The sequence below is a fragment of the Mogibacterium kristiansenii genome (assembly GCF_029224645.1).
Lineage (GTDB): Bacteria > Bacillota > Clostridia > Peptostreptococcales > Anaerovoracaceae > Mogibacterium_A > Mogibacterium_A kristiansenii.
Window position 1 is genome coordinate 1 of the sequence record NZ_JAQXUZ010000012.1, and the last position, 14721, is coordinate 14721.

Consider the following 14721-nt stretch of genomic DNA (forward strand, 5'->3'; position numbering starts at 1 on the left):
GACATAGTGTAGTCCTCCTTTCTGGTTCCGTCATCCAAAAGGTATAAAAATTATACAAAACGGAGGTATTAAAAGGAACACTATGAGCTGTGGATTTATGGATAACCGGCGTAGGGTCATGGAAAAGCGTGTGGACAGACAAAGCTGCCCACACGCTTTTCCACAACCCTGACAGGAAGCCGGTTACCCACAAGCTCCACAGCTGCTACGACTACTATCCACTTCCATCAAATGAAAAAGACAGCGCAACTGTTTTGCAAAAGTAACTTCTTGTCTGGAATTGCAAATTTAAAATCCAGTGCTGCCATAACAAAAGCAGAACTTACTTTTTCAATTCAGGTCTTTTTCTGCGTCCTCATTTGTGGTACACTTTTATTGATATGAAACAAGTGTTTATAGACAAATTGAAAGGACGGTGCCGCTATGTTTCGCAAAATGCGTCGCTTCAAACAGCAGATTACCGATGAGGAATGCCGGAAAATTCTGGCGGAGGAAGGCCGAGGCGTGTTGTCCCTCTTTGGCGAGGACGGATACCCTTACGGCATCCCGATGAATTATTTTTATGATGAAGGCGAAAACAAGATTTACTTTCACTGCGCGAAAGAAGGACACAAATTCGATGCCCTTAAAGCTAACGGGAAAGTGTCCTTCTGCGTGCTGGACAAAGGCACCTACTCGGAAGGGGACTGGGCCTGCACTCTGCACAGCGTCATCGTATTCGGCGAGATTCACCTTGTTTCCGATGAGAAGAAAGCCTTTGAGAAACTGTGCAGCCTGGGAATCAAGTACTATCCGACCCGGGAAGACGGCATTGAAACTGCCAAGACAAATGCCTCACGCACACAGATTCTAGAGCTAGACATCCATCACATCACCGGCAAGCGGGTTCATGAGAAATAAGAAGTAATACAAAACAGTGTCACCCTCAGAATGGATGACACTGTTTTTTCAATTAAAGCCTTCCGGCTTTCTCCAATATCCGCTTCAAATACTGACCGGTATAGGATTCCGGGCACATCGCCACTTCCTCCGGGGTGCCGGTAGCCACAATTGTTCCGCCCCCGTCACCGCCGTCCGGACCCAGGTCGATAATGTGATCCGCACATTTAATTACATCCAGATTGTGCTCGATTACCAGCACCGTGTTTCCGTCGTCCACCAGACGATTCAGCACGTACATCAGCTTATCCACATCCGCGAAATGAAGTCCCGTGGTCGGCTCATCCAGGATGTATAAAGTCCGACCGGTGCTCCGCTTGGAAAGCTCCGTGGCCAGCTTGATTCGCTGAGCCTCGCCGCCGGAAAGCTGTGTAGACGGCTGTCCCAGCTTCACGTATCCCAGACCCACTTCATCCAACGTCTTCAGATACCGCTCGATTCCCGCCTGGTTCGCAAAGAACGGCAGGGCTTCCGAAACGGACATCTCCAGCACCTGAGAAATATTCTTTCCTTTATATTTTACTTCCAAAGTCTCGTGGTTGTACCGGGCACCGCCGCATACCTCGCACGGCACGTACACATCCGGCAGGAAATGCATCTCCACTTTCGTGATGCCGTCTCCGCGGCAGGCCTCACATCGGCCGCCCTTCACGTTAAAGCTGAACCGGCCTTTGGAATATCCTCGAACCTTCGCTTCCGGCATCTGGGCAAAAAGATCTCGAATATGGTCGAACATTCCCGTATAAGTCGCCGGATTGGATCTCGGTGTCCGTCCGATTGGCGACTGATCGATATCGATAACCTTATCAAAGTTCTCGATACCCTGAATCTCCCGATATTTGCCCGGCGTCTCCTGCAGCCGATTGGTTACCGATGCAACCCCTTTGTAAATAATCCGGTTCACCAAGCTGCTCTTGCCGGAACCGGATACACCGGTCACGCATACCAGCTTTCCCGACGGAATCTCCACATCGATATTCTTCAAGTTGTTCTCCGCAGCCCCCAGCACTCGAAGGGACAGGCCGTTTCCTTCCCGTCGCTTCGCCGGAATTTCGATTTTCCGAACCCCGGACAGATACTGACCGGTGATGGATTCCTTACATGCCTTGATATCCTCCACCGTTCCTTGGGCCACCAGCTTGCCGCCGTAAATTCCGGCCCCCGGACCGATATCCACGATGTGATCCGCCGCATACATGGTGTCCTCGTCGTGCTCTACCACGATCAATGTGTTGCCCATGTCCGTGAGGTTTCGAAGAGCTTGCAAAAGCTTGTCGTTATCCTTCTGGTGAAGGCCGATGCTCGGCTCATCCAAAATATACAAAACGCCTACCAGACCGGATCCAATCTGAGTAGCCAGCCGGATTCGCTGGGACTCTCCGCCGGAAAGGGTGCCCGCCGCCCGAGACAACGTCAGGTATCCCAGTCCCACCGTCTGCAAGAAGGAAAGCCGGTCCATAATCTCCTTGGTAATCAGCTTCGAAATGGCTTTCTCTCGCTCCGTCAATTCCAGTTTCCGGAAAAAATCAATCGCCTGAATCACGGACATGTCCGTCACTTCGATGATATTTTTACCCCCCACCGTCACCGCCAGGACCGTATCCTTCAGCTTACGACCGTGACAAGTCGGGCACTCCGCCTCCGTCATCATGGCCCCGATTTTCTCGCGGATGTAGTCGGACTTGGACTCACCGTAACGGCGCTCCAGACTCGGAATGATGCCCTCAAAAGTATGATTCATATGGGAAACACGACCGCTCTTACTGGTGTAGGTGTACTTCAGCTTCCGAGTTCCCGTTCCGTAGATCAGTTCCTTCTTGAAATCCTCCGGCAGCTCCTTGTACGGCCGGGTGATGTCCGTGTTGTGGTCAATGGCCAATTGCTGCAGCATCTGTCGATAGAACCCCATGGCATCCATCGAGGCAAAAACATTCCCCATCGCGCCTTTCACCAGGCTCTTGTTCTCATCCGTCACCAGGGATTCCGGTTTAATCCGCAGAGTAAAACCCAGTCCGGTGCAGGTCTCACAGGACCCGTACGGCGCATTAAACGAAAACATCCGCGGCTCCATCTCCTCGATGCCGATGCCGTGTTCCGGGCAGGCCAGCATCGTGCTGAAGGTCTCCTCATATTCCTTTCGGCTTCCGTCCTCTTGGTTCTCGGCAAAAAGAACGTTCACCAGTCCTTCCCCTTCCCGAATGGCCAGCTCTACCGCCTCCGCAATACGACTCCGGTTGTCTTCTTTCACCACTATCCGATCGATGGCAATTTCGATAGTATGCTTCTTGTTCTTCTCTAAAAGAATCTCTCCGTCATCCAGGCGGTGCATCTCGCCATCCACCCGAACTCGGGTGTAGCCGTCTCTCTGAATTCGTCCGAAGACCCCTTTGTGTTCTCCCTTTCGTCCTCGAATTACCGGGGCCAGTACCGTCAGCCGGGTGCCGATTTCGTGTCCCGCAATCCGATCCACAATGCTGTCCACAGATTGGCTGGTGATCTCCCGGCCGCAAATCGGACAGTGCGGAATTCCGATTCGCGCATAAAGCAGTCTCAAATAGTCGTAAATCTCGGTAACGGTTCCCACGGTTGAACGCGGGTTCTTGTTGGTGGTTTTCTGGTCAATGGAAATAGCCGGAGAAAGGCCCTCGATTACCTTCACATCCGGCTTTTTCATCAATCCCAAAAACTGTCTGGCATAAGCAGACAGGCTTTCCACGTATTTCTTCTGGCCCTCGGCATATATGGTATCAAAAGCCAGCGATGACTTCCCGGAACCGGACAGACCGGTGAATACCACCAGCCGGTCCCGGGGAATCGTTACATCCAAATCCTGAAGATTATTCTCGCAGGCTCCTTTAATGACAATATTTTTCTCCATTTCGCACCCTTTCTGAAATGATTTATGATACGTTACAGTATAGCATCTTCAGAGCCTGCGTGCAAACATTTGTTCTTAAAACCCTCCGGACTATTTAGTCTTTACCTTCCTGGTTCCGGACCATGCCCCGTAGTAGGTTTTCCCGCTGATTTTCTTATAGCCTCGAATCTTTACGGAATAGGTTTTCTTCTTTGCCAGCTTCTTAATGGTCTTCGAAGTCTTTGTGCTCGTGTAATACTTCGCCTTTTTGGTCCCCTTCTTCAGTTGGAAATATTGATACATTAATTATACTTCTTTTTGAGCAAAAATCACACAAGCGGTGGTTCAAAGCATGTTTGCCGGCGACCGCGTGCCGAAACAGCCCACAGACTTGGTGCAAAGGGAACGGAAGAATAAGGCTTTGCGGGAATTTGTGCACCAAGTCCACGGCGGCCGCGCGCTGAAACAGCCTGCAGACTTGGTGCAAAGTGAACGGAGGAACAAGGCCTTGCGAGGATTCGTGCACCAAGTCCCCCGCGGCCGCGTGCCGAAAATGGCCTGAGACTTGGTGCAAGAGAAACGAAAGAACAAGGCTTTGCGGGGGATTCGTGCACCAAGTCCACGGCGGCCCCGCGCCGAAACAGCCCGCAAACTTGGTGCAAAGAGAACGGAAGAACAAGGCTTTGCGGGGATTCGTGCACCAAGTACACGGCGGCCGCGTGCCGTAAAGAGCCGCAGACTTGGTGCAAAGTGAACGGAAGAACAAGGCCTTGCGGGGATTCGTGCACCAAGTCCCCCACGGCGGCCGCCGTCTAATCCTACAAAAGACCCCCTGCATTTCTGCAGGGGGGGCTTCCGAACATCATTCAATTCCGACGGACCCAAGTTCGTCCCGGATGATTAATAATTCTTGTAATCTCCGTCGTTCAGAGCTCTCAGTGCACCCAGAGCCAGAGCCTTCATCTCTTCTTCGCCCGGGATACGGATGATCGGAGCAATCTTTCCTACGTAGGAAGTGATTTCCTCGCAGAAACGTTCACTGTAAGCCATTCCGCCGGTGTAAACGATAGCGTCTACATCGAAACGCAGAACAGCTGCCATAGCACCGATATCCTTTGCCAGCTGATAAGCGATTGCCTTGAATGCGCCCATGCACTCTTCATCGTGCTCATCAAATGCCTTGTTCTCAACGGTACGGAAATCCTTGGTTCCGGTGTAGGAGAATACGCCGGCTTCACGGCCGATGATTCTCTTAACTTCTTCCTTAGTCTTTCCGGAGTAGCACAGGTTTACCAGTGCGTTTGCCGGCAGGCTTCCGCCTCTGTCCATACCCATAGCACCCTCGTCCTTAACGTTGTTCAGGTCTACGGTCTTGCCGTGCTTGTGTGCAGCAACGGATACGCCGCCACCCAGGTGAACACCGATGATGTTCAGCTCTTCATATGGCTTTCCAATCTGCTTTGCAGCTTCACGGCAAACAGCCTTCTGATTCAGTGCATGCCAGAAACTCTGTCTTTCCATGCCCTTCAGACCGGAGTAACGAGCAACGTCTTCCAGTTCGTCAACGGCAACCGGGTCAACAAAGAATGCCGGGATGCCGACTTTGTCTGCCAGTTCCTTGGAAATGTAGGAACCCAGGTTTGCTGCGTGCTCACCGTAAGGCGGGTTCTTGATGTCCTCGATTACTGCATCAGTTACCTTATAAGTACCGGATGGGATGTGCTTGAGCAGTCCGCCTCTTCCGCAGATTGCATCAAAATCTTCCAGCTTAAAGCCCTTCTCTTCCAAAGTCTTCATGATGATGTCACGACGGAACGGCATCTGATCAACGATCTTTTCGTGCTTGTCCATTTCTGCAGCATCGTGATCGATACCAACGCGCATTACCTCGTTCTCATCCTCATAAACTGCGATCTTAGTGGATGTCGCACCAGGGTTGATTACCAGAATTCTTTTCATTCGTTAAATTTCTCCTTTCACCTTGTGAAAAATAGTGTTTCGTTTAATCCCTTACCCTTCTCCAGACGTTATTATATTATTATTCTTCGTCATTCGCAAGTGTTTCTAATGTAGCAATGAGCTGACCCGACTTAACGCTATCCGCTTCCTTTACATACATCTTCTCGATGACGCCGTCTCTCAGAGCCAGTACGTTGGTCTCCATCTTCATGGCTTCAATAACCGCAATCGGTTCACCCTTCTTCACTTTGTCTCCAGCTTTGGCGATGACCTTGACAATGGTGCCCGGGATATTGGCGCCGATTTCGTCCGGATCGTCCTCGCTGGCGAACTGAATCGCACTGCCCGCCATTACGGAAGTGGTGAGTGCCTGCTTATCCTTCACAGAAATCACTCTGCGATTTCCGTTGATGGTAAAGGTCAGGTCTCTCATTCCTTCCGCATTCGGTGCGCTGACATCTTCCAGGGTGATAACCATAGTCTTTCCTTCGGTCAGCGTAATCTCTGCCGTCTGACCCAATGCGATTCCGTGGAAGTATACATCGGAACCCATATTCCGGAAGTTGCCCTTCTTCTTCAGGTCTTTGACGTAATCGTCGAATACCTTGCTGTACATCGCATAGCTGAGCTGCTGCTGATCCGTTCCTTCCAGACCCAGGTCCTCTACAATATGACGCTTAAATTCTTCGTAATCGTCATCTTCCAGCAATTCGCCCGGTCTGCAGGTGATCGGCTCTCTGCCCTTCAGCACAACCTTCTGCAGATCTTCCGGGAATCCGCCTTCCGGCTGACCGATCATTCCCTCGAAGTAGGAAACAACAGAATCCGGGAAGTCGAAATCGACACCCTTTTCGACGATGTTCTCCGGTGTCAAATCGTTTCGAATCATGAAGATCGCCATATCGCCCACCACCTTGGAGGACGGAGTAACCTTGATGATATCTCCGAACATCTGGTTTACCTTCACGTACATATCTTTTACATCGTCGAAACGATGTCCGATACCAAAGCTTTCTACCTGAGGTTTCAGGTTGGAGTACTGTCCTCCCGGAATCTCCAGACGGTAAATCTCTGCAGTGGTCGACTTCAGGTCGGATTCGAACTGGCTGTATACCGGACGAACGTCTATCCAGTAATCGGAAATTCTCTGCAGACCTCTCTGATCCATACCGGTATCCCGATCCGAGCTTTCCAGCGCAGCAACGATGGAGTTCAGTGCCGGCTGAGAGGTAAGTCCGGACATACTGTTGAATGCGGCATCCGCAATATCCAATCCGGCAGAAGCAGCCATCAGAACCGTTGCCACACCGTTTCCGGATGTGTCGTGGGTATGCAAGTGAATCGGAACAGTCACTTCGTTCTTCAGTGCACGTACCAATTTCTCCGCAGCCACCGGCTTCAGCAGACCGGACATATCCTTGATTGCGATGATATGCGCACCTCTCTTCTCCAGTTCCTTCGCCATGTTTACATAGTACTTCAGGTTGTACTTCTCTCTGGATTCATCCAGGATATCTCCGGTGTAGCACATGGAGGCTTCCGCAATCTTACCCTGATTCAGGGTCTCATCGATAGCGATTTCCATGCCCTTAATCCAGTTCAGGGAGTCGAAGATACGGAATACATCGATTCCGGACTTCGCGGACTGACGGATGAACTTCCGAATGGTGTTATCCGGATAGTTCCGGTATCCTACCGCATTCGCACCGCGGAACAGCATCTGGAACATAACATCCGGAATCTCTTCACGCAGGGTTTCCAGTCTTTCCCACGGATCTTCGCCCAAGAAACGCATCGCTACGTCGAAGGTCGCGCCGCCCCACATTTCGAAGGAGAAGAAATCCTTCCCGTAAGTGGCCATTGCCGGTGCAATCTTCACCAAATCCTTGGTTCTCATTCGAGTGGCAATCAGTGACTGCTGTGCATCTCGGAACGATGTATCCGTCAGCAGCAGCTTCTTCTGATTCAGCGCCCAATCCGCAACCGCCTTCGGGCCCTTCTCGTCCAGCAGCTGCTTCGTTCCGCGGAAAGAAGGAATCTGACTCTTATCTACCTTCGGAACCACCGGAACGTTATAGTCCATTCTGTGGCCCTTCGTTTCGTTTACATACTTGTCACCCAGGAATTCCAGAACCTGCAGCTCTCTGTTGGTTACCGCACGGATGTTCAGCAGTTCCGGATTGTCGTTGATGAATCCGGTGTTGCAGTTTCCGGCACGGAATGTCGGGTGGTTCAGCACGTTCAGGAGGAATCCGATGTTGGTCTTCACGCCTTCGATGCGCATCTCCGTCAGCGCACGAACCGCCTTATTGACGGTGTCGTTAAAACTACGAGCGTGCGAACATACTTTTACCAGCAAGCTGTCGTAGTACGGGGAGATTACCGATCCGGTAAAACCATTTCCGCCGTCCAGACGAATTCCGAATCCCGCTGCGGAACGGTACTCCGTGATGGTACCGGTATCCGGTGCAAAGTTGTTGGCCGGATCCTCAGTGGTGATACGGCACTGGATGGCATAACCGTTCATGGTAACGTCCTTCTGGGACTTGATGTTGATTCTCTCGGAATCCAGGGCATAACCCTCGGCAATCAGAATCATATCCTGAACGATATCGATGCCCGTTACCAGCTCCGAAACCGTATGCTCTACCTGAACACGGGTGTTCATTTCGATGAAGTAGTGCTGACCGCTCTTGTCCAGCAGGAACTCGCAAGTTCCGGCACTGCGGTAATCCACTGCTTTTGCCAGCTTGATGGCATCATTGCAGATGGCTTCTCTCTGCGCGTCGGACAGGCAGAGCGCCGGTGTGAACTCGATGACCTTCTGGTGTCTTCTCTGTACGGAGCAATCTCTCTCATAAAGGTGTACCAGGTTGCCGTACTTATCGCCCAGCACCTGAACCTCAATATGCTTCGGCTCTTCCAGGTATTTCTCGATAAAAATATCTCCGTTGCCAAATGCTTTTACCGCTTCGTTATGGGCACTGCGGAACTGCGGAATCAGTTCTTCGCTGCTGCGAACGATTCTCATTCCTCTTCCACCGCCGCCGGCAGCCGCCTTCAGCATTACCGGATAGCCGCACTTCTCTGCAAATTCCAGCGCTTCATCCTCGGAAGAGATGGCCTTATCCACGCCCGGAATGGTCGGAACGCCAACGCTTTCCGCTACCAGCTTGGACTGGATTTTATCGCCCAGCGCGTTCATCATCTCATGTGTCGGTCCGATGAATTCGATGCCGCTCTTCTCGCAGGCTTCCGCGAAACCGGCATTTTCCGCTAAGAATCCATAACCCGGGTGAATGGCATCGCAGCCCTTTGCCTTTGCTAAACGGATAATTTCGTCAATATCCAGATACGCATCGATTGGGCTCTTTCCTTTGCCGATTTCGTAGGATTCGTCCGCCTTGGTGCGGAACAGGGAATTCTTGTCCTCTTCCGAATAAATCGCAACAGAACGGATTCCCAGCTCACGGCAAGCTCGAATAATACGAATCGCAATTTCACCACGGTTTGCTACCAAAACCTTTTTAAATTGCTTAATTCTTCCCATTTTTGTTTTCCTCACTAACTTTAACCGATGATAATTTATTAATAAAACCAATCCATTATAGCATATTAATAAATAATAAGGCAATTCCCTATTTCCATAATTATATTTTATCGGTTTGCCCGTCTTCTTTCCAGCTCATTCAGATATTTCTTCCGGAGACGGATATCGTCCGGCGTTACCTCTACCAACTCATCGTCGTTGATGAATTCCAGCGCTTCTTCCAGTGAGAATACTCTCGGTGGGGTCAGCTTGATGGTATCGTCACTGCCGGCCGCACGCATATTGGAGACTCTCTTTGCCTTGCATGGATTTACCACCATGTCATCGTTTCGGGCATTCATTCCGACAATCATTCCCTCATACACGTGAGTACCCGGTTCTACGAACATCTGGACCCGCTCCTGAATATTGAAAATCGCATACGGGGTGCAGTTTCCCTCTTCCTGAGCGATTGCCACACCGTTCACACGCTGCGGGATTTCCCCTTTATAAGGCTCAAATCCTTCGAACCGGCGAACCATGGTTCCTTCACCGTGGGTATCGTTGATGAACTCACTCCGGTAACCCATGAGTCCGCGGGTCGGTGCCAAATATTCGATTCGGGAATATCCGTTGCCTTCGCTCATCATCTGCGTCATCATACCCTTTCGAATATTCAACTTGGAGATGACGGTGCCGGAATATTCATCCGGTACGCTGATAACCACTTCTTCCACCGGCTCCAGCTTCTCGCCGTTTTCACCGGTCTTGAAGATAACCTCCGGCTTAGACACGCCCAGCTCATATCCTTCTCTTCTCATGTTCTCGATGAGAATGGACAGATGCAGCTCTCCTCGGCCGGATACCTTGAAGGAATCCGTGGAATCCGTCTCCTCTACCACCAGACCCACATTGACTTCCAGCTCCTTGTCCAGACGTTCCCGGATGTGACGGCTGGTAACGTATTTACCGGACTGTCCGGCAAACGGAGAGGAGTTGACCATGAAGTTCATGGACAGGGTCGGCTCTTCGATGTTGATCATCTCCATGGCTTCCGGATGGTCCGGTGCGCAGATGGTCTCGCCAATGGAAATATCCGAGATACCGGATACGACCACGATATCGCCGCATTCCGCTTCTGCTACCGGCATTCTCTGGAGACCCCGGTAGACGAAGACCTGGTTGATTTTATTTTTTGAAACGGTACCGTCTTCCTTGCAAACCGCAACCTGCTGGGCTTCCTTCAGTGTGCCTCTGGTGATGCGGCCGATTCCCAGTCTGCCGATATAATCATCGTACGCCAAGGAGCAAATCTGCAGCTGCAGCGGCTCTTCTCTCTTGTCCGGGAACGGCTCCACGTGGTTGACGATGGTCTCCAGCAGCGGCTCGATGTTCAGGTCGCCGTAACCCTTCGGGCTCTTCTTAATTTTGCCGGCGCCCTCTCCGATGACCACTTCATCCGCATCGGAAGGCTCTCTGACCGCGATACCCTGTCTGGCAATACCGTAAAGAATTGGGAAGTCCAGCTGATCGTCATTGGCTTCCAGATCCATGAACAGCTCATATACTTCGTCCACGACTTCGTCGATTCGCGCATCCTTCTTGTCGATTTTGTTGATGAACAGAATCGGGTTCAGGCCCTGTTCGAGAGACTTGTTCAGCACGAAACGGGTCTGCGGCATCGGACCCTCGCTGGAGTCCACCAGGAGGATAACGGTATCTACGGTTTTCATAATACGCTCTACCTCAGAACTGAAGTCCGCGTGTCCCGGGGTGTCGACGATATTGATTTTGTAATCCTTGTACATGATGGAACAGTTCTTGGAATAAATGGTAATTCCACGTTCTCTTTCGATGGCATCGCTGTCCATGACGCAGTCCACTACTTGTTCGTTGTCTCTAAATACGTGAGACTGTGCCAGAAGTGCATCTACCAGAGTGGACTTTCCGGCATCAACGTGAGCGATAACGGCAATATTAATTATTTTTTCTTTTTCTTTCATTAGAAAATTCTCCTTCTTCTATTCGTCAGATGATAATCATTTTCTACAGTACGGCAGAAGGTCTTCAGATCCCTCGCCACCTGTTCGGTACGTTTTCGAGCATGACCGATTACCATGGTATTTCCTTCCGCCTTTTCCTCATAGAATTCCGCGCCCTTAGCACCGATCCATCGGAATTTTCTCGCCCACAGCTCCTCCTGAGAGAATGCCAGGGCGTACGGAAGCATTTCATAATAATAATCCGGATGAAGCAGCCCGGCTTTCGCCATCTCGGCACCATTTGCCTGACCGATGAAATTCTTCATGCACAGAAGCCGGGTAACCAGCTCTGCATTTCCTTTTCCGCGCTTCTTCATCAGCAATGTGAGAACCAACGCTGCCAAGCCGCACAAGAGTGCCGCCGCTCCCACCAACAGGCTGCCGCCTTGCATGTAGAATCGAATGCCGCCGAATGCAATTACGCCGGCGTAAACGGCAAACAGAATCATCATGCTGGTGCGATAGGAACTTCGATCCATATCATATCTTCTGTCATACCGAATATTAATCGCAATCAGAATCAATGCGATGATTCCCGTCGGAGCCAGGAAATCCGTCACGCCGATTTCCTGATAGCTGAACAGCCGCGTCAGAACGCACACGTCGCCCATGCAGGCGGAGAGGAGCAAGATGCTCAGGACCCGCAACCCCTTGGAAATTCCGGTACAGGCTTTCATGTTCGGTGCATTGAATCCGTTCTCAATGCTGACACCGATATTCTTCCGCACCGCACGAAGTCTCGGGTGCACCATCTTCGGTTCCAGCGGTCTTCCTTCGTACACATCTTCAAAAAGAATATTGTATGCCGTCCGGATGTACCGCTCTTCGTCCTTTGGTTCTGCCAGCGGAACCAGCGTATACTTTTTTGGTCGATATTCCACAATCTTGAGATACCCCTTGGTTGCCAGGTACACAATCAGCACTGCGATATCCCGAATTCGAGTGTGCCCGTAGAACAGGTACCCAATATCCGCCGGGGTCACGCCTTCAATTGGATGCATTTCCACCGTCTTTCCCACCTTCGGATCTCTTCCGCCGATGAACCAGAACAGGAAAATCAGAAGCAAGGTGATGGACAGAAGGATGATGCTCATCTGCACCGTCCAGGAATTATCCAATGCGCCCTGCCAGTAGCCATTCTTCTGCTGTGCCTTGAAGGTGATGCCGAAGTTAGCCGGCAGATGGGTTCCGGTCATGTGGAGCGTTCCGTCTTTCATCTTATACTTCAGCGTGTTCTGCACGTTCTGTGCGCCGTACTGGCCGCCGTAGTACTGCAGGTCCGACAGATCAAAGTCGGATGGGAATCCCAACGTCAGATTCAGTTTCTGAATCGGCACATTCCAGTTGGTCGGAAGCGCGTCGTACAGAAACATGTCGTATTTCTTGTTTTCATCCTTGTATTCCTGAATCAGATAGCGGACGGAGAACAGGTTCTCCCCTTCCGCAAACTTGTTGTCTTTGGTGTCCGGTTTCAGCTGAATGTAGTAGTTGCTGTTAGCATCTTTCATCGCCTGTCCGGCACAGCCGACGGTCTTTACATCCGTCAGGGAATACTTTCCCGTCGGAAGATTTACCTTTACGGAGCTCAGCCCCTTCGGTGCATTCACCCGCAGCTTCAGCGTCACTTCGTACTCGTGGGATTTCAGAATTTGAGTCTCCTGGTTATATTCCAAGAGCTCATACCCCTCCGATTTCGCATCCCCGTATATTGGGATAGCAATATTCAAAAATACCAAGCAAAAGAAGGCAAGCACCATGGCCACCTGCATATAATTTCGGATACTTCTTTTCAGAGTGCTCATATTTTTTCTCCTTAGACAATAATCGTATTATTATACAACATTTGAGCATTCTTATCAAATGAACGGCTATACGTCTTCCAAAAAGAACACGTTCTTGTGCTTGATAACCGCAATCGGGTATTGTAGAATAATTTTATAAATTGTTGGGAAAATACGGTCAATCCCAACGGAACCAAAAGGGGAACAAACAGAATGAAACGAACAGATTATATTTCTTGGGATGAATACTTCATGGGGGTTTCCCTGCTGGCAGCAAAGCGCAGCAAAGACCCCAACACACAGGTGGGTGCCTGCATCGTGAACCAGGACCACATCATCATTTCCACCGGATACAACGGTTTTCCAAAGAATTGCTCCGACGATGTTTTCCCATGGGAACGCACCGGTAAAGACACCAAGTACGCCTACGTTGTCCATGCGGAACTCAACGCCATTCTCAATTCCGGCGGCCAGTCGCTGAAGGGGGCCTCTCTCTACGTATCCCTCTTCCCTTGCAATGAGTGCACCAAAGCCATCATTCAGTCCGGCATCCGGGAAATCGTCTATCTCAGCGACAAGTACGCAGATTCCGATGCCACTCTGGCTTCCAAAACCATGCTCCGTGCAGCGGGTGTGCAGATGCGTCAGCTGAAGCCCCACACGGAACAAATCGTCCTGGACTTCCGGGTGGACAAATAGAATCCGCACCAATAAGATTCAACCAAAATAAGATCATATTTCAGTTGTAAATACAATCACGCAGAAAGGAAGGTTATATTATTATGAAATTGATTGTCGTTGGACCAAGAGGCAAAATGGGAAAATTCATCACCGAAATCGCTTCTCAGCGGGAAGGCATTGAAATCGTTGCAGGCGTCGGCCCTGTAGGAAGGGATTACATCGGCAAGGACATCGGTGAAGTGGCGATGCTGGGCAAAACCATCGGTGCGCCGGTGGTCGATGATCTGGAGTCCGTCATCGATAATTGCGACGTTATCATCGATTTCTCTACCGTGGAGATGGGTATGCGCAGTTTGGCTGCCGCAAGAGCTCACGGCAAGGCGCTGATCTGCGGCTCTACCGGCTTCACCCCGGATCAGGTAAAAGAATTCCACGACGCGGCCGCCGATATTCCGGTAATGCTGGCAGCCAACACCTCCAAGCTGGTAAACATCATGTTCAAGCTGATTCAGGAAGCGGCAGAGCTGTCCGGCGATGTGGACGTGGAAATCCTGGATATGCACGATAATACAAAACTGGATGCGCCAAGCGGCACCGCGAAGGAAATCGGTGAGATTGTGGCCGATGCCCGCGGCGTCTCCCTGGAAGAGGAAGCGGTATACGGACGCTGCGGAGTCAGCCCTCGCCGGCACGGAAACATCGGTTTCCATTCCCTGCGCGGCGGAGACATTCCGAGCAGCCACACCACCTACTTCGTGGGAACCAGCGAACGCCTGGAGATCACCCACCACTCCGGCAGCTTCAAGTCCTTTGCAGCCGGTGCAGTAGATGCAGCGGAGTTCATTCAGGACAAGCCAAAGGGCTTCTACACCATTAAGGAAGCATTTGGACTGTAAAAGCGTTAAGGAAACTTTCGGACTGTAAAAGTGTTAA

At 50.9% G+C, this 14721-nt stretch carries 9 protein-coding genes; 3 read left to right on the forward strand and 6 right to left on the reverse strand.

The features are described 5' to 3' along the window. The first annotated feature begins 423 nt into the window (after positions 1 to 423). Positions 424 to 900 (forward strand): pyridoxamine 5'-phosphate oxidase family protein, encoded by a 477-nt coding sequence (locus PUE40_RS03290; protein ID WP_277671892.1) that lies wholly within the window; start codon positions 424 to 426, stop codon positions 898 to 900. Between the two features lie 52 nt (positions 901 to 952). Here the strand turns inward: PUE40_RS03290 and uvrA are convergent, their stop codons facing one another. From uvrA to PUE40_RS03320, 6 genes are all read right to left on the reverse strand, one after another. Next, positions 953 to 3817 (reverse strand): excinuclease ABC subunit UvrA, encoded by a 2865-nt coding sequence (uvrA, locus tag PUE40_RS03295; RefSeq protein WP_277671893.1) that lies wholly within the window; start codon positions 3815 to 3817, stop codon positions 953 to 955. Between the two features lie 90 nt (positions 3818 to 3907). Further along, positions 3908 to 4099 (reverse strand): hypothetical protein, encoded by a 192-nt coding sequence (locus PUE40_RS03300; protein WP_277671894.1) that lies wholly within the window; start codon positions 4097 to 4099, stop codon positions 3908 to 3910. A gap of 597 nt (positions 4100 to 4696) precedes the next feature. Next, positions 4697 to 5755 (reverse strand): butyrate kinase, encoded by a 1059-nt coding sequence (buk, locus tag PUE40_RS03305; RefSeq protein ID WP_277671895.1) that lies wholly within the window; start codon positions 5753 to 5755, stop codon positions 4697 to 4699. Positions 5756 to 5834: 79 nt separating this feature from the next. Continuing rightward, positions 5835 to 9305, reverse strand: a complete 3471-nt coding sequence (locus PUE40_RS03310; protein WP_154554162.1) for a pyruvate carboxylase — start codon at positions 9303 to 9305, stop codon at positions 5835 to 5837. A gap of 107 nt (positions 9306 to 9412) precedes the next feature. After that, positions 9413 to 11287: a translational GTPase TypA gene (typA, locus tag PUE40_RS03315; protein WP_277671896.1), complete on the reverse strand. Its 1875-nt coding sequence runs from the start codon at positions 11285 to 11287 to the stop codon at positions 9413 to 9415. Continuing rightward, positions 11287 to 13128: a DUF2207 domain-containing protein gene (locus PUE40_RS03320; RefSeq protein WP_277671897.1), complete on the reverse strand. Its 1842-nt coding sequence runs from the start codon at positions 13126 to 13128 to the stop codon at positions 11287 to 11289. The genes typA and PUE40_RS03320 overlap by 1 nt, the downstream gene beginning before the upstream one ends. 192 nt (positions 13129 to 13320) lie before the next feature. On the opposite strand from PUE40_RS03320, the gene PUE40_RS03325 reads away from it, so the two are divergent. Together PUE40_RS03325 and dapB are read left to right on the forward strand one after the other, a co-directional pair. Continuing rightward, positions 13321 to 13806 carry a deoxycytidylate deaminase gene (locus PUE40_RS03325; protein WP_154554165.1) on the forward strand — a complete coding sequence of 162 codons (486 nt, stop codon included), beginning with the start codon at positions 13321 to 13323 and terminating at the stop codon, positions 13804 to 13806. 83 nt (positions 13807 to 13889) lie between these two features. Then, positions 13890 to 14684, forward strand: coding sequence for a 4-hydroxy-tetrahydrodipicolinate reductase (gene dapB / locus PUE40_RS03330; RefSeq protein ID WP_277671898.1), 795 nt, complete (start codon positions 13890 to 13892; stop codon positions 14682 to 14684). Positions 14685 to 14721: the final 37 nt, after the last annotated feature.

What these genes read in the sequence shown, in the direction of transcription:
- PUE40_RS03290 (WP_277671892.1), top strand. Translation starts at nt 424, where the DNA reads ATGTTTCGCAAAATGCGTCGCTTCAAACAGCAGATTACCGATGAGGAA.
- uvrA (WP_277671893.1), bottom strand. Translation starts at nt 3,817, where the DNA reads ATGGAGAAAAATATTGTCATTAAAGGAGCCTGCGAGAATAATCTTCAG.
- PUE40_RS03300 (WP_277671894.1), bottom strand. Translation starts at nt 4,099, where the DNA reads ATGTATCAATATTTCCAACTGAAGAAGGGGACCAAAAAGGCGAAGTAT.
- buk (WP_277671895.1), bottom strand. Translation starts at nt 5,755, where the DNA reads ATGAAAAGAATTCTGGTAATCAACCCTGGTGCGACATCCACTAAGATC.
- PUE40_RS03310 (WP_154554162.1), bottom strand. Translation starts at nt 9,305, where the DNA reads ATGGGAAGAATTAAGCAATTTAAAAAGGTTTTGGTAGCAAACCGTGGT.
- typA (WP_277671896.1), bottom strand. Translation starts at nt 11,287, where the DNA reads ATGAAAGAAAAAGAAAAAATAATTAATATTGCCGTTATCGCTCACGTT.
- PUE40_RS03320 (WP_277671897.1), bottom strand. Translation starts at nt 13,128, where the DNA reads ATGAGCACTCTGAAAAGAAGTATCCGAAATTATATGCAGGTGGCCATG.
- PUE40_RS03325 (WP_154554165.1), top strand. Translation starts at nt 13,321, where the DNA reads ATGAAACGAACAGATTATATTTCTTGGGATGAATACTTCATGGGGGTT.
- dapB (WP_277671898.1), top strand. Translation starts at nt 13,890, where the DNA reads ATGAAATTGATTGTCGTTGGACCAAGAGGCAAAATGGGAAAATTCATC.